We start from the raw sequence: 23511 nt of genomic DNA, 5'->3' as shown, positions 1-23511 counted from the left end.
TGAAAAAAAATTTATTATTTATCTAATGTTGTTTTTAATTGGCAAGACCAATTGCTAAAACATCTTGAAATCCCCTATTTCTTTAGTCTCGTTTTCCAAGACCTTAAAGTCTCACGTACGACTAGCTTATGCCTTTTTAAAACGAAGTTGGGTCTACACTATTTGGGTTTGTTAATGCTTGCCTCTCATTTATCTTTTTTCAGGAAACAATTTACGATTAATAGAATAAATTACTATCGCTGATACGATTAATCATCTTTAAAATTTTAATTTTTAAGTCCATAAATTTAATTAAAATTAAATTACGCTCTACTTTATATCTTTCTAAAATTTCCCTAAAGTTTCACTCTGGATTTTAGCTTTGTACTGCAGTGAAAATTTAAAGAGCGTCATGCTTTCGCAAAAATAATATCGGGAATTTAAAAATTTAGTTAGTTATATACAAACTTCCAATTGATATTGCAGAAATGCAGTACTGCGTGAGCAATGACTCTTATTAACCATCCTTTTAAATTTTAATTTAAAAACATCTTATTTATCAATACATTACAAACACAATAAAAACTTATTATTAATTCTTGAATGTCATCAGTGCACGTGAATGATTTATTTGGGATTAAATATTTTAAAAATATTAATTTTTTTTTAACTTATTATTTGTAATTGGTCTAAATAAACATAAATTTGCATTAAAAAATTAAAATAATTAGCAATGAAATTCTATTACCTCTTGTTATTACTACTATCTTATCATATTGGACAAGCACAAAGTGCCCAAATTACAGGAAAAATTGTTTCCGAAAATAACGAAGAGATTTCATATGCCTCTGTGATACTAAAAGAACAAAATAAGAAAGTCATAACCGATGCAAAAGGAAATTTCGTAATCACAGATCTTACACCACGAACTTACACACTTCATTTTTCATCAATAGGACATGTACTCCAACAAAAGACAGTTGAATTGCATGAAAATGAAAAACTAACCCTTGCCATTGTATTAAAAGAAAATATCAACACCTTACAAACTGTTGAAATTACAGGTAGAAAAGAGAAATCATATAAAAACACAAAATCTTTTATCGGAGCCAAAACAGAAATCGCTTTAAAAGATTTACCGCAAGCCGTATCCTATGCAACTAAGGAATTAATTGCAGATCAGGGAGCTATACGCGTTGGAGAAATTGTGAAAAACTTCAGTGGTGTAAGCCAGTTCTCTTTTTATGATGATATCTCTATAAGAGGTTTTAGAATCAATGGTGGCAGCAATACCCAATTACTAAACGGATTGAGAACTTCAACTGGATTCTGGAAGCAGCCTTTGGCCAATTATCTGGAACGTGTCGAGGTATTAAAAGGACCTTCATCGGCCTTATTTGGTAACGCCTCTCCGGGTGGAGTTTTAAATAGAGTAACCAAAAAACCTTTGGATCAAGCAGCAAATAGTGTTAGTTTCACAACAGGAAGTTTTAATACCCTTAGGGCATTAGCAGATTTTACAGGTCCTTTATCGGAAGATAAATCCCTATTGTACCGTTTGAATATTGGTTATGAAAATTCAAATTCGTTTAGAGATTTACAATTTGATAAAAACATCGTATTTGCCCCATCATTGTCTTTTTTACCTAATGAGAAAACCCGTGTGAATTTTGATTTAATCTATACTGGCTTCAAAGGTGTTTTAGATCGTGGACAATCTACTTTTGAGAACGATTTATATTCGACAAGCACAAAACAATCCATAAATTCAGCCAATGATTACCTAAATGAAGAAACCTATATTGTAACAACTTCACTGAATCATCAATTTAACGATCGCTTTTCATTTTCTGCCTCTCATATCCGAACAGGTTATACAGAGGATCTGCTTGAACACCGAAGTGCAAACAGATACGCATCAAACGCAGACGGCACTACCATTTCTACAGAAATTGCGATGCAGGTTTTTATGCGAAAACGCAAGCGTTATATTGACAACGTCTCCAGCTTTTTTACTTACAAAACCAAAACAGGAAAGCTAGATCATAATTTGATTTTCGGATATGATTATGCACAAGAAAAAGTACCAGCAGGCGGATCCCAATTAACAGCAACTGGATATAGAAATGCTTCAAATACTGGTGCAATAAATACCTATAATCCAAATAACAGCAGTGCCTATTTATTAGATTCTGACGGAAACCCAGTTCCGAACGTTCCCCATTTTGATTTAACAAACCCTTCTGCATCCCAACAACTAAAAGACATGAGTAAGTATTTTTATACTCAGGTTGCTTATGATCAATCGTACTATTCCATTAATGGGATCTATTTACAAGATCATATAAAATGGGGGCGCCTTCAAGCATTATTAGGAGTACGTTACGATTCCTATACCGACTGGGCTAATTATACAAAACAAAATGAAGTAAAAGTAAAACAGAATTCTTTTTTACCTCGTTTGGGACTTACGTATACCCTAAATCCAAACATTAATCTTTATGGTACCTATGTAAAAGGATACAACCCTCAAACTGCCTCAGTACTGTCGAATCCAGACGCAGGAGGCCCATTTGATCCTTTGGAAAGTAATATGATTGAAATAGGCGGAAAATCTTCTTGGTTTAAAGAAAACCTGATTGTCACTTTGTCCTTATATAAAATTCAACAAAAAAACACTTTATACACTGCAAACGACACATCAAATATTGATTTAATGAGACAAATCGGAGAAGAAGAATCGAAAGGTATTGAAATCGATCTGAACGGCCGAATTACACGCCAATGGAGTATCTCTGCTGCTTACACCTACAATGAGGCTCATATCACTGACAGCCCAATAGCTACGGAAATAGGAAGACAAAAGCCAAACACACCAAAGCAACAAGGAAACATCTGGACCCGTTATAATTTTATCGATGGTGCTTTAAAAGATTTTGGAGTAGCTATGGGAACAAATTTTGTTACAACACGTAATGTAAGCCTTAATGTTACCCAGACACTTCCTGGTTACGTTTTGATGAATGCTGCTCTCTATTACACCATTAACAAATTTAAAATACAGATAAACACCAATAATTTAGCCAATAAAACCCATTGGGTTGGAGGATACGATCACATCCGTTTATTTCCAGGAGCACCAAGAAACTTTATGCTAACGCTAGGGTATTCCTTTTAAATAACGCTTTATTTATAGTTAAAATACTTTTCAACGAAAATTCACATGAGTAAAGCATTTAAAAAAAGTATAGGTAAAATACACTTATGGCTCGGACTTACCTCCGGGCTTGTAGTGTTTATTGTTGCGTTAACAGGAAGTATTTTAGTTTTTGAAGATGAAATCGATCAATTTATAAATCCTGAATTCTATAAAGTTTCCGTGATTGGGCACAGTAAAAAACCAATCGATTATACTGTTACGGCACTACAAGAACACTATTCGATTCAGAAGATTCTCCGTATCTATACTTTTGACGATCCTGAACGTACGATTCAGATTATGGGTAAAGATAACGAAGGGCAAACCCAATTTTTCTCCATAAATCCATATACTGGAAAAGTTCTTGGATCAGTGCTGCAAAATAGCAGATTCTTCTCTGTTGTTTTAGATTTGCACAGACATTTATTAATAGATGATATTGGAAAATTAATTACGGGGTGCTCCTGTCTGCTATTTATTTTTATACTAATCAGCGGTTTCTTTTTATGGTGGCCCAAAAAAATCAAAAATCTAAAACAACGGTTAACTGTTAAATGGAATGCATCATTTAAAAGAGTCAATTGGGATTTTCATTCAACTTTCGGCTTTTATAGCTGTTTATTTCTGTTAGTTATTGCCCTGACTGGATTAACATGGTCCTTTGAGTGGTTTGAAAACGGGATTTATTATTTAGCCGATGGCACAGCAAAAAGAACATCCACCAAAGTAGAAAACCCTACAAAAAAAGATCCGCAACTGGACAAAACCTTATTTTACCAAAGTATCCTAAGTACTACAGACAGTATCTATCCTTACAAGGGGGATATTCAGATCAGAATGCCCAGCGACACAATTAATAGTATTCTGGTACTTAAAGCGAACTTAGAAAAAAATATTCCCAATCAATCCAGTATTGCTTTTTTTGACAAATACACCGGTAAAAACATACAGGTAAAACCATATGAATCATTTACACAAGGAGACAAAATAAGACGAATTATTTTTCCAATTCACACCGGAAGTATTTATGGAAATCCCACAAAAATAATTGCCTTCCTTGTTTCTCTTTTTGCAGCGACTTCTCCTATTACAGGACTATTGATTTGGTTGGGAAGAAAAAATAAAAACAAAAATAAAAAAAAGGCTGCAACTAAAATAGGCACTTAAAAAGTGAACTTTATAGGTCGTAATCTCACAATAGAAATAGTATAATTATAAACTTTAAGCTGCCCTACGGCATATAGGGAAACACGATATGTAAGTTCAATTAAATTAAAACAGTCGGTTCAATAACTTTTGTGTGATCTTAAACTGCTCCATAAAAAGTACACTTCTTTCTTTGGGATCACCTTTAGGATCTAGTACTCCGGCTTCAACAGCATCCAGCGCACGACCATTATTCTTTAATATTTCCCATGCGACTTCATTTGCCTGAATACCAAAATTACATGTAGAAGGTACAATGAGTTTCTTTCCCTTTTTAGATAAAAAAACATTTTCCTCTTGCGGCTTCCCTCGGAATGAATTTTAAGCTACTGAAAACGAAGCGATAGCAGTTGTTTTTATAAAATTTCTACGATTATTTGTCAAACCTCACACAAAAAATGCGCTCGAATACATTTTAAATTAGCCGAAACGTACTTTTAATAAAAATTTTTGATGCTATTAGGCACTCTGATTTCATTTCATTTTCTCTTATAACAAAATCCAAATTAAACTCACCCTCTGAAATACTAATTATAACATGCAAGCAATTTAATACTGCTATAAAATTTACGTCATTGCGTAAAAAAATTATAGTAAGTTTGTAAATGAAACCCGGAATTTTTTTTAAAAGTACAACGATGAGTTTAAAAGATTTATTAGACATTAGTAAAGACAGAAGCCTTTCTGGACAGAAGTGGCACATGCTCAGACAGGCAATTACCAAACGATTGCTATCAGCGGGTAATGCCACAATTGCAGAATTAAGTTCTGAACTGCAGTCGAGTGTTCCCACAGTTACTAAAGCTATTAATGAACTATTATCGGAAGGCTATGTTGTAGATATGGGAAAAATAACCAATAGCGGAGGCAGACGCCCTTCCCTATTCAGCATCAATCCCACTTGTGCTTACTTTTTAGGAATCGAAGTTGGTATTGCTAATATGTCAATTGGGTTACAAAATATTAAAAATGAATTTGTAAGTATTGAATTGGGCACTTCCTTTGCATTGGAAAACACCCAAGAATCGCTATTGCAATTTTGCCGCTTAATTAATTCATTCGTAGAAGACAGTTCTGTCGAAAAAAAGATGATCGTGGGAGCATGTATCAATTTTTCAGGTCGAATAAATTCAATGGAGGGATTCAGCTATAATTATTTTTTTAGCGAAAACAGACCTTTAACAGAAATAATTTCAGAGCAACTGGATTTACCTGTGCATTTAGAAAATGACACCAGAGCGATGACTTTTGGTGAATATTCTGAAGGAGTGGTTGATGATGAACAGAATATAATATTCCTTAATTATAGTTGGGGTGTTGCTATTGGAATGATAACAGACGGGAAACTATATTATGGTAAATCCGGCTATTCTGGCGAATTTGGACACAGCACTATCTTCAATAATGGGATTATGTGCCAATGTGGCAAACTCGGATGTCTCGAAACTGAAATTTCGGGCTGGTCACTCGTAAATCAGTTCAAGGATGCTCTAAAGGAAGGAAAACAATCAAAAGTAGTTCTTGACGATAATGCTTTAGCTTTACAACACCATGCTATTATTGCTGGTGCCTTGAATTTAGAAGATAGTTTATGTGTTGATTTGGTTACCAAGCAAAGTGAGAAAATGGGACGCTACTTGTCTATCCTACTCAATATCTTTAATCCTGATCTATTGGTCATTGGTGGTGATTTTGCGCAGTTAGGTGATTATATTCTTTTACCTATTCAATCCGCCTTAAAAAAATATTCATTAGGTTTAGTTAACCGAGATATGAAGCTTAAGAAATCAACTTTAGGTCGACGTGCTGGAGTTATTGGAGCTTGTTGTGTCATTAAAGAAAAAATGTTATCCCCATTAATAAACAACTAAAATTACTTCCAAATTTTAATTATTAAAATATTTTAATAATTGTATTGTATTTATTAAATTTATTTATATATTTACACCGTGACAATAAATAACACGGAAAATAATTCTATTTTAAAATTGTTCTTTTAATATCTTTTCTCCTTTCTCTAAATCAAAGAATCAAGAAAAAAACTTTAACTGAAGAGAAAAACTCCGTGTACTATTTGAAATAAAAAAAGAGATTTTTGTATTTTACGAGTACTAACTTCTACATTTATTTTGACTGTGGTGTTTTCTATTAAAATGATTTTTACCATTGATAAAGATTGTCAATAAAAACGAAAGCAATAGCTCATATTCTTAAAATACAAAGAAAGATTTTAAGATTTTCAACATAAAAAACAAAATTGGGAATACCCTCTGTTTTAAAATATTGATTTGTTATCCATAAAAAAAGCCAGCGTATGCTGTAAACATTGCTGGCTTGTTCTTAAAACAGAACGATGGCTGGAAAACAAATAAATAAACCAAGAAGGAACAATTACTATTAACCTAACCATTACAAAAGTATGTATTTATTACCAAAAAGCAAGCCTGAAAATTATTGGCTTACCCCAGAGTTCGGAAAAGCTATGAAATTAACATCCTTATTTCTACTAGCTTTTACTGTACAAGCATCCGCTTCAGTGTCCTCAACAACCGCTGTTTTTTCAAAAAAAAATGGAATTGTTACAAATGGACTAAATAAATTAGCACTAATCCAAAAGAAAATTACTGGAAAGGTAACCAATGAAAAAGGAGAATCTTTACCCGGAGTAAATATTATTGCAAAAGGAACTACTATTTCAACCCAGACAGATTTTGATGGAAATTTTGCATTTGAAGTACCTGACAATGTTACCACATTAGTAGTTTCTTACATCGGACTTCAGGAACAAGAAATAACTATTGGAAATGTGCCTCTTACTATCGTTCTAAAGGAAGTGGGACAGCAAATGAATGAAGTTATCGTTGTTGGTTATGGTTCTCAAAACAGAAGAACCTTAAGCACCTCCGTTTCTAAATTAGACAAAAAAGTTTTAGAGAATGTTCCTTACTCAAATGTAACACAATCATTGCAGGGAAATGTAACTGGCTTAGTGGTGCGTACAGCATCAGGCCAACCAGGTAAAGCATCTAATATTTTAGTACGTGGAGGTACTTCTATTGACAATCCTGCGGGTGCAACTCCTCTGTATATTGTTGACGGAGTTATTCGTACTCAAATTGATGATATCAACGCTGCTGACATTGCATCATTACAAGTATTGAAAGACGCCGCTGCAACATCAATCTATGGAGCTCGTGCTTCTAATGGTGTAATTATTATTACAACATCGACTGGTAAAGCAGGCAAAACTAAAATCACTTATAATGTTTCCACTCAGAATAGTCAGGTAGGCAGGAAATATGACTTTCTAGAGGGAGGAGACTACATCAGACTGCAACGTTTAGGTTTGTATAATGCAGCTGAAATTGCCGGACTTTCAACTACTACAGGTATTGCAAGACTTGGGCAATTAACAGGAGCTACTCCTGCCGGTACTGGAAATAATTTATTAAATAACACGCCATTTGCCACTTTACTGAAATCCAATCTGGATGCAAGCACCATTCAAGGTTTACAAGCTAAAGGCTGGCAAGAAATGACAGATCCTCTTAATGCTAGCAATACCATTATGTACAAAAGCACAAATTGGAATGATGTTTTATTTAAAAATGCCATCACACAAAATCACACTTTAGGTTTTAGCGGTGGTGGAGATGCCGGTACTTTTGATTTAAGCTTAGGTTATTTAAAAGGAGATGGAATAACTATATTTACTGGATACCAGCGTTTTACCAGCAAACTGAATGCTTCTTTGAAATTAACGGATAACTTTACAATAAATGGCCGCGTTTTGTATTCAAAGTCCAGTAATAATCAAGTTGTTGCCAATAGTGTTGTTTTCAACAGGTATTTAGGAAATGCTCCGACAACAAAATTATACTTGGAGGATGGAACTTTAGCACCTGGACAGAACAATATCAATGGAAATCCATTATACCAAATGGGCAAAGTGAAAGGAATTAATGAGAATAATAAATTGCAGATGGGTGTTGATGGTGATTTAAAAATCACTAATGATTTAACTTTTACACCTTCATTGTCATTATACAGTGAAAATGAAAATGATAATACTTTTCAACAAGCTTTTTTAAGTGGAAGTAATGGTTTGGTAGATAATACCCGTACCGCTACCCGATTAAGCAATCAAATAGCGCAAGTGCAATACGAAGGGGTGTTTTCTTATGCCAAATCTTTGAATAATGTAGGTGATTTTCAAGCAAAATTGGGTGCTTCTAAATTCGACAGAACCATAAAAGCATTTAATGCTTCTGGAAAAGGAAGTCCATCGGATCTTGCACAAACTTTGGATTCATCTCCAATACCGGTTTCTGTATACAGCAACAATACCAGATTAGTCTTGAACAGTGTATTTGGTCGTGTAAATTACGATTACAAAAGCAGGTATTTTGCAACAGCCTCTTTCCGTTATGATGGTTCTTCCAGTTTAGGTCCGGATAATAAATATGGTTTTTTTCCAGGATTATCTGTAGGTTGGAATGCCCATGAAGAGAAGTTTTGGACTGTGATGCCGGAAGCTCTTTCTTCTTTTAAACTTCGTGGAAGTTACGGTGTAAACGGTAACTTAGGTACTTTGGGTGATTTCCAATCGGGAGGATTATATTCTGGTTCAGCGAATGGATTTGCCAATAGTTACAATGGACAATCTGCCATTATAAATTCTCAAATTGCAAATCCAGGTTTAAAATGGGAGCAATCACAAACTATAAATGCAGGTTTTGATCTTGGTTTTAATAATGATAAGATTAGAGTTATCGGAGACTTTTATAATAAATTGACTTCAGATTTATTAACCAATCTTACGTTGCCTTCTAATAGTGGTTTCTCTACAGTTCTAACAAACTTAGGAGGATTAAGAAGTAAAGGTTTTGAATTAGAGCTGAATGCTAATCTTTACAATCAAAATGATTTAAAAATTAATGTTGGTGCTAATGTTTCGCACAATACTAATGTAATAGAGAAACTTCCTTTCAATGGAAATATCAACAATAGAATTGGTGGAACTGAAATTTGGGATGCAGCTAGTGGCAGTTACAAGTACGTTGGGGGTTTACAAGAAGGCCAAAAAATTGGAAATTTTTATGCTCATAAACAATTGTCTATTCTTTCTACTCAAGCAGAAGCAGATGCTTATAACTTAACTACACATGATAATTATGTAACTAAAACAGCTGCTGCAGGAGGAAATCCAAACGGCAAGAAATTTGCTGGAGATGCAGTATTTTTAGATGCAGACAACAATGGTATAATTGACAGCCGAGACAGAACTTTCATGGGTAATATGTTCCCCAAATTTGTAGGAGGTTTTAATTTTGATGCTAGTTACAAAGGATTTTCACTGACTGTGAGAACAGATTATTCTTTAGGGGCTACTATTTACAATGAAGCACGAGCACGTTTTGTTGGCCAATTTCAAGGGAATTACGGACTATTGACAGAGAGTTTACAATCTTGGCAAAAAGAAGGTGATATTACTAACGTCCCACGTTACCGTTGGGCCGATCAAACCAACCAAAATAACTTATTCCGCTCTGAAGCAAGCGGTGCAGGATATAACACCAATATGTTTCAAGGAAATAGCCGTTACTACGAAAGCGGAGATTATCTGTGCATAAGAGAAATTACAGTAAGTTACACTGTTCCTAAATCAATCATTGAAAAAGTCAGATTAGCGTCAGTACGTGTCTATGTAACAGGAAGCAATTTACACTATTTTACTAAATACAGTGGATTAAGTCCTGAAGTACAAGGCATTGATGGAGGATCAAGTCTTGGATTAAATGATGCAGGAGCAAAAGGAACCTATCCCGTTCCAAAAAACTTTATCCTAGGTTTAAACATTGGATTGTAAATTTAATATTAAAATATCATGAAAAATAAAATTCTATTATACACTATACTTTTTACTGGACTTTCACTAGTAAGTTCTTGCCAAGACGATTTAAACTTACAATCTGAAAGCGTAATTACTTCTGCCAGTTTTTGGAAAACAGAAGATGATGCTAAAGCAGGCGTAAACGGTATGTACTTCAATTTTAGAACTCAAACCCAGCAAAATTATTATTTGTTAGGCGGGGCAAGAAGTGCTGAAGTAACCAGTGGTGTTCAATCACCTCTGAGTTTGGCAAATTATTACAATAACAATCTAACTGCACAAAACATCGATGTAGACTGGGCGGGTTTGTACACGGTAGTTCACCAGGCTAATTTAGTTTTGAAATATGTCCCGACAATTCAATTTAGTCCGACAACATTGAATGAACAAAAGAGATATATAGCGCAAGCGCATGCTATGCGTGCTTTAGCTTATTTCATTATGGCCCGCTCTTGGGGAGGTGTGCCAATTGTAACGACACCAACGGAAAACACAAATCAATCAGAATATATTGTTCCTCGCAATACGATTGAAGAAACTTTTGCATTCATTAAGACTGATATTGAATCGGCTATTGCTAATTATCCTGATGCCACAAACAATAAAGCTCAGCTGTCTTTAGCTTCTACATATGCTTTGAAAGCAGATGTGAATTTATGGACCGCAAAACAATTAGGTGGCGGAAATACTGATTTAAATACGGCTTTAACTGCAATTAATGCTATTCCATCAGCACCAACATTACTGCCTAATTTCAAAGATGTATTTGGCTTTACCAATAAAGGAAATGCGGAAGTGCTTTTTGCAGTTCGTTATTCCATAGCTGATGTACCTTCATCATTATCTGATAATTGGAATTCTTTCATGTTTGTTGGACCAAGTGACTTTGCACCACTAACAGCAGCCACAGCAACTGCAACTTTTGGAACCTTGGGAGTTGGTACTGGTAATGCCGGTATTTCCAGAGTACAACCAGACATAACCCGTTTTAATTTTAGTGCTACCGATACCCGAAAAACAGCTACTTACTTAACGCTATTTAATGGTTCTACTCCGGTCGTAACAGGTTTAGTGAAATACAATGGAACTGTCGACGGCGCTACCAGAAGATTTGTTAGCGATATTATTATTTATCGTTGGGCTGATATATTGTTGATGAAAGCAGAAATTAAAAATGCTTTAGGTCAGGATCCAACTTTAGAAATGAATCAAGTAATGCAAAGAGCCGATGCTTCTTCGGCATTTACAAATGGATCTATGGCAGCTAACAATGATGTTATTTTAAACGAACGTTTAAAAGAATTAGCTTTTGAAGGTAAGGCATGGTGGGATTTAGTACGTTTCAACAAAACGGATCTTGTACCATCAATGACCGGTAAAAAGGTATTGTTTCCAATATCCCAAAATACCATTAACTTCAATCCTAAAATTACTCAAAACCCATAATAAAATCTAGATTTAAAGTAGCCGGGAGTTTTAAATTCCCGGTCTACTAAAAAAGCATAAAGAGAACGACAAAAAAAAATAGATATCATGAAAATTGAACATTTGCAAGGGCTTATTTCAGCTCCTTTTACACCCTTTGATAGTAATGGAAAATTAGATGTTAGCCTAATTCCGACTTACTATACTTTTCTGAAACGAAACGGAATTACAGGCGCCTTTATCAATGGCTCCACCGGAGAAGGAGTTTCCATTACATTAGAAGAGAAAAAAGCCGTTGCGCAAGCCTGGGCTGACTGTTCTAATGATGATGCTGATTTTAAGGTGATGGTATTCTTAGGTGGAACTTGTCTTTCAGATTGTATTGACCTGGCACAACACGCCTATGAAATCGGTTTGTATGCCGTTTCACTGACAGCTCCATTTTATTTCAAACCTGCCAATGCCGATATGCTGGCACAGGTCTGCATCAAAGTAGGCGAAAGTGTTCCTGATATGCCTTTCTATTACTACCACATTCCAGTATTGACAGGAGTAAACGTGCCGATGTTTGATTTAGTCAAAGCCTTAGACGGAAGACTACCGAATTTTGCAGGGGTAAAATATACTCATGAAGATTTCATGGATTTTCAAAGTTGCATGAGCTATAAAAATGGGAAATACGATATGCTTTGGGGACGTGACGAAAATATGCTGTCTGCGTTAGTTTTAGGCGCCAAAGGTGCTGTAGGAAGCACGTTTAATTATGCGGCTCCGTTGTATTATGATTTGATTGCCTCTTTTAATGCCAATGATCTGGTTAAAGCACGTGTTTTACAGCAACAATCCATCGATATGATTCGCTTATTGGGTAAATACGGTGGCATATCTGTGGGTAAAGCCTATATGAAAATGGTTGGATTTGATTTAGGTGAATTTAGATTGCCTGTCAAAAACATGAGCACTGATCAATTCGAATTATTTAAAAAAGATGTGGAAAGCCTAAATTTTGAAGATTTCAAATCAAAATAGCTTATTTCGTTTTATTTCAAAACAAGCATTATGTATAAATACATTTCTCCTCTAATTCTTTTACTACTTATTATGTCAACAACTGATATCCTTTCTCAAAAAAAAGCCATAAACCAGGTGCAATGGAAAACTATAGCGCAATTACAAAATGCCGATGGAAGCATCTCATTGGGTTTTGCAGGTGCTATTAATGGTATTAGTAACGATGTTTTAATTGTCACCGGAGGTGCCAATTTCCAAGAAAAAATGCCATGGGAAGGTGGAAAAAAACAGTATTCAAAAGAGATTCATGTATTGCATAAATGCAACAATAAATACAGTTGGAACAAGGAGGTAAAAAATACATTAGCGGAACCTATCGCCTATTGTGGCTCTACTTCAACTGACCTAGGGGTGGTATATGTAGGTGGTGAAAATGAAAATGGACTTTCCAATAAAACTTTTATTCTAAAATGGAATCCAGCTACAAGTGAGGTTGAAACAAAATCGTTACCTAATTTCCCTATACCCATTACAAATATTGGTCTTACACATATTGGGAATGTACTATACGCCATTGGTGGTGATGAGGCGACTAAATCTTCTGATCTGTTTTTAAGTCTTGATTTAAACAGTACTAATCCGCAGTGGAAAACATTGCCAAAATTACCAATCGCTCTGGCGAATTCCGTTGCGGTAGTTCAAAAAGACAAAGATGGAACCTCTATTTATGTGATTGGCGGGCGAACAAAAACACCTTCAGGAATAAGTGATCTGCACAATACCACTTTCGTTTTTAACATTAAAAAACAAATTTGGGAAAGTCGTGCAAGCATTTCTGATGGCGAAAACACAACTAATTTTTCGGCTGGTGCTGGTGTGGCTGTAGGGAACCATTTTATATTAATTACTGGCGGTGATAATGGTATTGTTTTTCATAAAATCGAAACCTATTTATCCCAAATTGCACAAACTGATTCTCCACAAGAAAAGGCCAGACTAGCTGCAGAGAAGAATAAGTTAAACACGAATCATGACGGTTTTTATAAAGGAATCTTATTATACGATACCCTTACCGATTCATGGTCTAAGATTGGTGAATTGCCCTTTCTTGCTCATGTGACTACAACAGCCACCATGTGGAATGAGGAAATAATTTTATCAAATGGCGAAATAAAACCTGGAATTCGTACACCTGATGTCCAGTTAGGAACAATAAAATAACACTCATTCAATTAGTTTTACCTTCCCTTTTCATGTTGAAAAAGAACGTTAGAACTTAAAAAAATAATACATGAAAAACAGTAAATATTATCCGTGGGTAGTTGTAGGCTTGCTCTGGCTTGTCGCATTACTAAACTATATGGACAGGCAAATGCTGGCTACGATGCGTCCTTCAATGGAAGCGGATATCCCTGAATTAGTTTCCGGTGAAAATTTTGGGCGTCTAATGGCAATATTCCTTTGGATTTATGCCTTAATGAGCCCTGTATCTGGAATTATTGCGGACAAATTAAACAGAAAATGGCTCATCGTAGGGAGTTTATTTGTTTGGTCAGCGGTAACTTATGCAATGGGGTATGCAACAACTTACAATCAGGTCTATTGGTTAAGAGCGCTTATGGGAGTGAGTGAAGCCCTCTATATTCCTGCTGGTTTATCCTTAATTGCCGATTATCATCAGCAAAAAACAAGATCTCTTGCCATTGGTATTCATATGACAGGGCTTTATGTGGGCTCCGCATTAGGAGGTTTTGGCGCTACTATCGCCGCTACCTATTCCTGGCATTCTACCTTTCATTATTTTGGAATAATAGGTGTTGTTTATGCTTTTGTTTTAGTGTTCCTATTGAGAGAGAAAAAAGCTGTTGAAATAAAATATTCCGATTCGGATTTGATGACATCAAATGAAAAAAGTTCTCTTTTTAAAGGTTTAGCTTTGTTACTCACTAACATATCTTTCTGGATTATCTTATTCTATTTCGCCATAATAAGCTTACCGGGCTGGGCTACTAAAAACTGGCTGCCTACCCTATTTTCTGAAAACTTAGGGATCCCAATGGAACAGGCAGGTCCCTTAGCAACCATCGCTATTTCATTCTCCTCTTTATTGGGTGTGATTTTCGGTGGTATCTTATCGGATAAATGGGTACAGAAAAATATCAAAGGCAGGGTATATACCAGTGCGATTGGGCTAAGTTTAACAATTCCTGCTTTATTGCTAATTGGTTTTGGCCATTCTTTATTCAATGTCGTTGGTGCTGCACTTTGTTTTGGTATAGGTTACGGAATGTTTGATGCCAATAACATGCCTATCATATGTCAGTTTGTTTCTTCAAAATACCGGGCGACGGCCTATGGTGTTTTAAATATGACCGGAGTCGGTTGTGGTGCATTAGTAACTTCATTATTAGGCAAATCATCCGATAGCGGAACTTTAGGCTCTGGCTTTGCTTTGATGGCGGGGGTGGTTGTAATTGCATTAGTGCTACAAATCTGTTTTCTACACCCTAAAGTGAATGATTTCGTTGATGCCTAAAACGTTCTAGTATCATTTATTAAGTTCTAATAATTGGTTTAAGTTGGTTTGGTTTTTATCTGTTAAGGCGGAGCTTTGTGTTCCGCCTTGTGGATAATTTATGCCTAATCTGTACTAATTCCTGAAAAAATAAAACCATGAGTGCAATAGAAAGAAATCTATATTTATTGGTCTTTTTCGTTTCAATAGGCTTTCATTTTGAGTCCGTTGCGCAAAAAACAACTATCAAAGTGGCCTGCATTGGAGATTCTGTAACAGCGGGTTATCTCTTATCTGATGCTACAAAAGAATCCTACCCTTCACAACTTCAAATCCTGATGGGTGAGCAATATGAAGTAAGGAATTTTGGGCATAGTGGAGCAACACTATTGAAAAAAGGAAGCACTCCCTACGCTAGCACAAAGGAATGTGCTGATGCCATTGCATACAAGCCTGATATTGCTATTATTCATTTAGGTTTAAATGATACCGATCCTAGAAACTGGCCTAATTACAATGGGGAATTTGATGCTGATTATGCCTGGTTACTGGATGCATTAAAAAAACAAAATCCGGCTGTCAAAATTTACATCTGTCGATTGACCCCAATATTTAATGAGCACCTTCGTTTTAAATCGGGAACGAGAGATTGGTTTTGGCAAATTCAATCCCATATAACAAATATTGCAAAAGCGAATCAGGTTCATTTAATTGACTTGCATGAAAAGCTGTACCATCGCCCAGATCTTTTTCCTGATGCTTTGCATCCGACAAAAGAAGGAGCAACTATTCTGGCGAAAACCGTTTATGAAAATACTACACAAAATTATGGTGGACTAAAATTAGCTTCTGTTTTCACGGACAATATGGTTATGCAGCGCAACCAACCCATTAAAATCTATGGAACGGCTAACGGAGGTGATACAATTAAAATAACGTTCAAAAAACAAAAAGAAGCTGCCGTCACCGACAAATATGGAAAATGGGAAGTTACTTTCCCTTCGATGATCCACGGCGGACCTTATGAAATGGACATTCAATCTGAAAGAACACAAATTGTTTTAAGGAATATTCTAATTGGGGATGTCTGGTTCTGCTCCGGACAGTCAAATATGGCATTTCAACTTCAAAATTCAGAAAATGGTTCAGCGGAAGTAAAAAAAGCAATTGCAAATTCCGCTATTCGACTATTCAATGCCAAAGCTATTGGTGAGACTGATGAAAGGCCTTGGGATTCTATCATTTTGATTAAAACCAATCAGCTCGAATACTTTTCCGGAAGTTGGTCTGTCACTGACGCTATAAGTGTCAAAGATTTTTCTGCAATCGCTTACTACTTTGGTAAAAACATAGCCCATGAACAGAATGTACCGGTAGGTTTAATTCAAGTTGCTGTTGGTGGATCGCCAATAGAATCATGGATTGACAGGTATACGTTAGAACATGACGACAAAGTGGTCGATTTATTAACCAACTGGCGCAAATCTGACTTCATTATGCCATGGGTCAGAGAACGTGCGAATCTAAATTTGAAAAACGCTACAAATGTAAAACAACGCCATCCGTATGATCCTTCCTATAATTTTGAAGCAGGAGTAGAAGGTTTTACAAAATTTCCAATAAAAGGAATAATTTGGTACCAAGGCGAAAGCAATGCACACAATGTTGACCTGTATGAACATCTTATGCCACTATTAGTGCAAAGCTGGCGCAAAGCATGGGGTACATCACTTCCCTTCTATTATGTCCAATTATCAAGTATTGATCGACCAACATGGCCAGCATTCAGAGCTGTCCAAAACAGATTGCAACATAAAATACCTCAGAGTGGTATGGCGATCAGTATGGATTATGGGGACAGCCTTAATGTACATCCAATTAAGAAAAAAGAAGTAGCAGATCGTTTGGCTCTCTTAGCCCTGCGCTACACTTATGGGAAATCTGTAATTGCCAATGGCCCTTCTGCTTTGAAAGCGGTGCAAAAAGACGAAAGCATCATAGTTTCATTTGCATTTGCAAAACAACTGACCACCGCAGACAAAAAAGAACTAATTGGTTTTGAATTAGTAAACGACAAAGGAATTCACGTCCAAAGCAAAGCAGTAATCGTAAAAAATAAAGTAATTATTAATGTCCCGAAAGGAGAAAAAATAAGAACGGTTTTATACGCATGGAAACCTTTTACCACAGCCAATTTAGTAAACGAAGCTGGCTTGCCCTCTTCGACTTTTAGACTAGAAGTCAATACAACTACTAAAATTAAAAGAAATTCCGTACAGATAAACGCATCGTCAAATAAGGTTGACTTAATGACATCTAAAGTAATGCCGGTTATAAAATACAATTAGTTACATACTACTATATAATATTTAAAAAAATGAGTTATTCAAAAATAGATCTTCAAAATCTCAGAAACTTCTATCAGAATCAATTATTAAATGACACTGTTCCATTTTGGTTTCCACGTTCTATTGATACCGAATTTGGAGGTTATTTATTAATGCGTGATCAAGATGCAAGTTTAATTGATGATGACAAAGCCGTTTGGATACAAGGCCGTGCCGCTTGGTTATTGGCTACGCTTTACAATACTATCGAGCCAAAACAAGAATGGTTAGAAGGTGCTAAGACAGGTATCGATTTTTTAAACAACCATTGCTTTGATACCGATGGAAAGATGTTTTTTCACGTAACACGAGACGGACAACCCATACGCAAACGCCGGTATTACTTCTCGGAAACATTTGCAGTTATTGCCATGTCAGCTTACGCAAAAGCTAGCCAAGATGAAACAGCCGCTGAAAAAGCGCGCTTTTTATTCGGAAAATGTATCGAGTATTCAACCACACCCGATTTATTAGAACCTAAATTCACAGCTACCCGACCATCAAAAGGAATTGGCACACCAATGATTATGATAAACACGGCACAACAGCTACGGGAAAATATCGGAGATCCACGTTGTGATGAGTATATTAGTAAATGGATTACAGAAATTGAAACTGATTTTGTAAAAGACGATATTCAGTGTGTAATGGAACAAGTAGCGCCAGATGGTTCCATTATCGATCATATTGATGGTCGCACGTTGAATCCTGGTCACGCCATTGAAGGTGCCTGGTTTATTTTACAGGAAGCAAAATACCGCAATAATGATCCCCATTTAATTGAATTGGGCTGTAAAATGCTTGATTACATGTGGGAACGCGGATGGGATAAGCAGCACGGTGGCATTCTGTATTACCGTGATGTATATGACAAACCCGTACAAGAATACTGGCAGGACATGAAATTCTGGTGGCCACATAACGAAGTGATTATTGCAACTCTTTTAGCCTACATCATGACTGGTAATGAAAAATATGCAACATGGCACAAAATGGTACATGACTATGCCTACAGCAAATTCCATGATAAAGAAAACGGAGAATGGTTTGGGTATTTGCACAGAGACGGAACAATCGCCCAAACGGCAAAAGGAAATATGTTCAAAGGACCTTTCCATTTGCCAAGACAGGAATGGTACTGTTTGCAGCTACTTAATGAGTATTTAGAAGACAGTTGAACTTGATTTCGGTTATCTCCCAAAAGAAATGTAAACATATTAAATCATAAAAAATGAAACAAGCCATTGTTAACGGTATTGTACATACTGGCGAAGCAATAAATAATGACGTCATTATTATAGAAAACGGAATAATTACTTCGGTCCAAAAAGAAACTCCCACTGATGTTCAACTCATTGACTTGAAAGGAGAGCACATTGCTGCTGGTTTAATAGACATTCAAATAAATGGTGGAGAGAAGCTTTATTTTAGTCAAACCCCAACGGAAGAAACCATTCAGGATATTTATGAAACCAGCCTAAAATATGGTACTACTCATGTGCTTCCATGCCTGATATCTTCTTCCAATGAAACCATTCTTCAAGGTATTGAAGCCATTCGTAATTACAAAGCAAAGTACAATAACGGAGTAATAGGAATGCATCTGGAAGGTCCTTTTTTGAATCCTTTAAAACGCGGTGCTCATAGTATTCATCAGGTCCGCAAACCTACCAATTCTGAATTGGAAGAAATTATCCGTCACGGTAAAGATGTGATAAAAGTAATCACCATTGCCCCAGAATGCTTTACAGAAGAGCAGTTGGACATGCTCTTAGAAAGTGGTATCGTTATTTCTGCAGGACATTCGACCATGACCTATAAAGAAGCGCAATATTATTTTTCTAAAGGTATTAAACTGGTAACACATTTGTTCAATGCTATGACTCAATTTGGCCATAGGGAACCGGGTTTAGTCGGAGCCACTTTAGAAAATGAAACCGTTTATGCTCCTGTTATTCTAGATGGTGCCCATTGTGATTACGCCGCTGCAAGATTAGCCTATAAACTAAAGCAGGATAAATTCTTTTTAATAAGTGATGCTGCTTTTTTAGGGCGCAAAGTTTCCAGTTTTAAATGGGAAAATTTTGATGCTCATCTGGAAAATGGCTTTTACAGAAATGAAGAAGGTAATTTGGCAGGTGCTAGTATTTCGATGAAAGAAGCAGTCCAGAATGCTTTCAATCATTTAAATGTATCTGCGGATCAAGCTATTAAAATGGCTACTTGTTGTGTGGCAAATGCAATAAATATGGAAGATCAATTGGGAAAAATAAAACCTGGATTTCCAGCCAGTTTTGTCACATTCAATGCTAATCTGTCTCAGCTCGAAACGTTGAATACTATTTGACGTAACCCTGATATTTTAAATAAAACAGCTAAAGCCATAACAGTTCCAAATATAGTTAGATCCCAGGAGTGGAAACTTCTGTTTACTGGTCTGGCATTTGTCTTCTTATGGGCATCCGCCTCGACGGCAACCAAAATAGGACTACTTATAGAAACAAAACAATAAAAAATTAAGTAATTAACGCAAATAAAAAAAAAATGAAAAATGTTTTAGAAATTAAACCTGACATCAGTTATAAAAGTGCCGGTAAATTTGAAGAAACGAGATTCGAAAAAATTCATAATGAAATTTTTAAAAATTCTGTTGAAGCCTCAAAAATTGTCGCACAAGAAATAGCAGCATTAATCAGTTCTAAACAAGCCAAAAACAAACCATGTGTTCTTGGCCTGGCTACAGGCTCTTCGCCAATAAAGGTCTATGAAGAACTGGTGCGATTGCATAAGGAAGAAGGACTAAGCTTCAGCAATGTAATAACTTTCAATTTGGACGAATACTATCCAATGACAAAAGAAAACAATCAAAGCTATCATTATTTCATGCATCAGCATCTTTTTAATCACATAGACATTAAACCGGAGAATGTGAATATTCCTGATGGTACGGTCGCCATTGATGAGCTGAATCAATATTGCATTACTTATGAAATGAAAATAAAAAATGCCGGAGGACTTGATTTCCAATTATTGGGAATTGGACGTACGGGACACGTGGGTTTCAATGAACCAGGCTCCCATATCAATTCCGGAACCCGAATAATCACTTTGGATCATATTACAAGGATTGATGCATCTTCTGATTTTAATGGAATTGACAATGTTCCTAAAAGAGCCATCACAATGGGAGTTTCTACCATTTTGAGATCCAAAAGAATTGTATTAATGGCTTGGGGCCAAAATAAAGCTTCTATCATAAAGAGAACTATTCAGGGAGAAATAAGTTCAGAGGTTCCCGCTACATTCTTGCAAAATCATACCAACGCTACTTTCGTTTTAGACCAATCTGCTGCATCAGAATTAACCAGATTTGAAACTCCGTGGTTGGTTAGAGAATGTATTTGGACACAAGAACTAAAAAATAAAGCGATTGTTTGGCTTTGCCAGGAAACAAAACAATCGATTTTAAAACTGACTGATAGAGATTACAACAATAACGGAATGTCAGATCTTTTGGCACAAGAAGGATCTGCTTACGATTTGAATATTAATATGTTTAATGTATTGCAGCATACCATAACCGGATGGCCTGGTGGAAAGCCCAATACAGATGATTCAAATAGACCAGAAAGAGCTAATCCTGCAAAGAAAAGAATAATCCTTTTTAGTCCACATCCTGATGATGATGTCATTTCTATGGGAGGAACCTTTTCTAAATTAATAAAGCAAGGACATGACGTACATGTAGTATATCAAACATCTGGAAATATAGCAGTTACAGATGATGAGGCATTGAAATTTGCGGAAGTATGCAACGATTTTATTGGAGAAGCACATTGCAATATTGATTTTCCAGCGGTAATAAATTTCATAAACAAAAAAACGGAAAATCAAATTGATTCCCTTGAAGTCCGAAAACTAAAAGGCCTTATCAGACGTCGCGAGTCGTACGCCGCAACAAGATACATTGGGCTAAAAGATGAAAACACACACTTTTTAGATCTTCCTTTTTATGAAACTGGCCGCGTAAAGAAAAACCCATTGGGTTCTGAAGACATAGCAATAGTTGCAGCTATTATTGCAAAAATAAAACCGCATCAGGTTTTTGCTGCTGGAGATTTAGCAGATCCGCACGGCACTCACGAAGTTTGTCTGAATGCCATATTTGCTGCAATGAAACAATTGAAACCAGAGTCTTACATGAATGATTGTTGGTTGTGGTTGTACAGAGGTGCCTGGCATGAATGGGACATTCACGAAATCGACATGGCTGTACCATTAAGCCCAGATGAAGTTTTGTTAAAAAGACATGCTATTTTATACCACCAATCTCAAAAAGACAGGGTAATGTTTCAAGGAAATGACTCCCGAGAATTTTGGGTTAGAGCAGAAGATCGCAACAAAAACACCGCAAAACTGTATGATAATCTAGGTTTGGCCGAATATGAAGCTATTGAAGCCTTTAAACGTTTTGATTATTAAAAATAATAAATAAGATTCTGGTAACAAAACTCCGTTTGAGAACTACACCCAATTGGTTTCATTCTGAGTTTTGTTATCGCTATCTAAAAAACCGGCGTAAGGTTTGGAAATAAACAACTTACTTAATTTGTAAAGAGCACCCAACTACCCTTATCAAATAGAGTGAAGAAATTCACAAAGAAAATAGTACCAACGCAGAAAAAAAACCAATAAATTATGATTTATTGAGTCATAATAACATCCTTTTCGAAATATAACAGACAAAAATGGACTTATTTAAAACCATACAATAAGCACAAAAATAACTTCAGAACGGACCACTTGTAGGTCTGAGCGTTTTAACGCCCAAACTCATTTATTTGTAACTGATGAAGACGCTGAATATTTTTCAGAAGGAAAGTATAGCGGTAACAAAATGAGGTAAATTTATTTTGGGATAGGCAAACATTAGCAAGTTTCGGATTTTATACCGGCAAATTTCTTTCGATCTTTGCTTTAAAAAAAATTTGAATACAATGACCGAACAGCAAAATATCAATTATAAACGGATCGCGGCGGCAATCGAGTATATCAAAACAAACTTTAAAGACCAACCGAATCTTGACGAAGTTGCAAAGAAAGTTAATTTAAGTCCATTTCATTTTCAGCGCCTTTTTAGCGAATGGGCAGGGACAAGCCCAAAAAAATTCTTGCAATACACAACCGTAGAATATGCCAAGACACTATTAAAAGAAAATCAAGCAACACTTTTTGAAACTGCTCACGAAACAGGACTTTCAGGTACGGGGCGATTACACGACTTGTTTATCAATATAGAAGGCATGACCCCCGCAGAATACAAAAATGGAGGTAAAGAATTGGTTATAAATTATAGTTTTGCTGAAAGTCCGTTTGGAAACATTATAGTGGCATCCACCGAAAAAGGAATTTGTTATATGGCATTTTCCGATGACGAATCTATTTCACTTTTAACAATGCAAAACCATTTTCCAAATGCTCATTTCAGACCAATGGTTGATTTAATTCAGCAAAATGCAATCCGTATTTTTACTAACGATTGGACAAAACTTACCCAAATAAAACTACACTTAAAAGGAACAGATTTTCAGCTAAAAATTTGGCAAACACTTCTAAAAATTCCAGTTGGACAACTTACAACCTACGGAGCTATTGCCAATAAAATTAAAAACCCAAATGCTTCAAGAGCGGTAGGCACTGCAATTGGAAGCAATCCCGTTGCTTTCTTAATTCCTTGCCATCGTGTTATTCAATCCACAGGAATACTTGGTGGTTATATGTGGGGCAACACGAGAAAAACAGCGATTATTGGTTGGGAGGGGACAAAAATACATTCGGAATTTTAAGTTAGCAAGTTTCGGGTTTTACCGCTACTCAACTATGTGAATATTTGCAT

Annotated in this window: 13 protein-coding genes; all 13 read left to right on the top strand. The window is 35.9% G+C overall.

Features of this window, described 5'->3' with window-relative positions:
• Positions 1 to 712 precede the first annotated feature (712 nt).
• Positions 713 to 3157, top strand: a complete 2445-nt coding sequence (locus ACNQGN_RS14760; RefSeq protein WP_417988592.1) for a TonB-dependent siderophore receptor — start codon at positions 713 to 715, stop codon at positions 3155 to 3157.
• Positions 3158 to 3202: 45 nt separating this feature from the next.
• Positions 3203 to 4345: a PepSY-associated TM helix domain-containing protein gene (locus ACNQGN_RS14755; RefSeq protein WP_417988591.1), complete on the top strand. Its 1143-nt coding sequence runs from the start codon at positions 3203 to 3205 to the stop codon at positions 4343 to 4345.
• A 677-nt stretch (positions 4346 to 5022) separates the two neighbouring features.
• Positions 5023 to 6255: an ROK family transcriptional regulator gene (locus ACNQGN_RS14750; protein WP_417988590.1), complete on the top strand. Its 1233-nt coding sequence runs from the start codon at positions 5023 to 5025 to the stop codon at positions 6253 to 6255.
• Between the two features lie 548 nt (positions 6256 to 6803).
• Positions 6804 to 10253 carry a SusC/RagA family TonB-linked outer membrane protein gene (locus ACNQGN_RS14745; RefSeq protein ID WP_417988589.1) on the top strand — a complete coding sequence of 1150 codons (3450 nt, stop codon included), beginning with the start codon at positions 6804 to 6806 and terminating at the stop codon, positions 10251 to 10253.
• An 18-nt stretch (positions 10254 to 10271) separates the two neighbouring features.
• The gene (locus ACNQGN_RS14740; protein WP_417988588.1) at positions 10272 to 11723 is read left to right on the top strand and encodes a RagB/SusD family nutrient uptake outer membrane protein; all 1452 of its coding nucleotides are present in this window, start codon (positions 10272 to 10274) and stop codon (positions 11721 to 11723) included.
• An 87-nt stretch (positions 11724 to 11810) separates the two neighbouring features.
• Positions 11811 to 12731 carry a dihydrodipicolinate synthase family protein gene (locus tag ACNQGN_RS14735; RefSeq protein ID WP_417988587.1) on the top strand — a complete coding sequence of 307 codons (921 nt, stop codon included), beginning with the start codon at positions 11811 to 11813 and terminating at the stop codon, positions 12729 to 12731.
• A gap of 30 nt (positions 12732 to 12761) precedes the next feature.
• Complete coding sequence (locus ACNQGN_RS14730; RefSeq protein ID WP_417988586.1) at positions 12762 to 13934, top strand: galactose oxidase; 1173 nt, start codon at positions 12762 to 12764, stop codon at positions 13932 to 13934.
• A gap of 70 nt (positions 13935 to 14004) precedes the next feature.
• The gene (locus ACNQGN_RS14725; RefSeq protein WP_417988585.1) at positions 14005 to 15249 is read left to right on the top strand and encodes an MFS transporter; all 1245 of its coding nucleotides are present in this window, start codon (positions 14005 to 14007) and stop codon (positions 15247 to 15249) included.
• A gap of 137 nt (positions 15250 to 15386) precedes the next feature.
• The gene (locus ACNQGN_RS14720; protein ID WP_417988584.1) at positions 15387 to 17576 is read left to right on the top strand and encodes a GDSL-type esterase/lipase family protein; all 2190 of its coding nucleotides are present in this window, start codon (positions 15387 to 15389) and stop codon (positions 17574 to 17576) included.
• Positions 17577 to 17605: 29 nt separating this feature from the next.
• Positions 17606 to 18793 carry an AGE family epimerase/isomerase gene (locus ACNQGN_RS14715; protein ID WP_417988583.1) on the top strand — a complete coding sequence of 396 codons (1188 nt, stop codon included), beginning with the start codon at positions 17606 to 17608 and terminating at the stop codon, positions 18791 to 18793.
• Between the two features lie 53 nt (positions 18794 to 18846).
• Positions 18847 to 19962 carry an N-acetylglucosamine-6-phosphate deacetylase gene (gene nagA, locus ACNQGN_RS14710; protein ID WP_417988582.1) on the top strand — a complete coding sequence of 372 codons (1116 nt, stop codon included), beginning with the start codon at positions 18847 to 18849 and terminating at the stop codon, positions 19960 to 19962.
• Positions 19963 to 20159: 197 nt separating this feature from the next.
• A complete protein-coding gene (gene nagB / locus ACNQGN_RS14705) occupies positions 20160 to 22097 on the top strand; it encodes a glucosamine-6-phosphate deaminase (RefSeq protein ID WP_417988581.1) in 1938 nt (645 codons plus the stop codon).
• A 515-nt stretch (positions 22098 to 22612) separates the two neighbouring features.
• The gene (locus tag ACNQGN_RS14700) at positions 22613 to 23461 is read left to right on the top strand and encodes a bifunctional helix-turn-helix domain-containing protein/methylated-DNA--[protein]-cysteine S-methyltransferase (protein ID WP_417988580.1); all 849 of its coding nucleotides are present in this window, start codon (positions 22613 to 22615) and stop codon (positions 23459 to 23461) included.
• The last annotated feature ends 50 nt before the right edge of the window (positions 23462 to 23511 follow it).

This window comes from Flavobacterium rhamnosi (genome assembly GCF_048286515.1).
Lineage (GTDB): Bacteria > Bacteroidota > Bacteroidia > Flavobacteriales > Flavobacteriaceae > Flavobacterium.
Note: the sequence above shows the minus strand (reverse complement) of the source record. Positions and strands in the feature narration are given on the sequence as shown.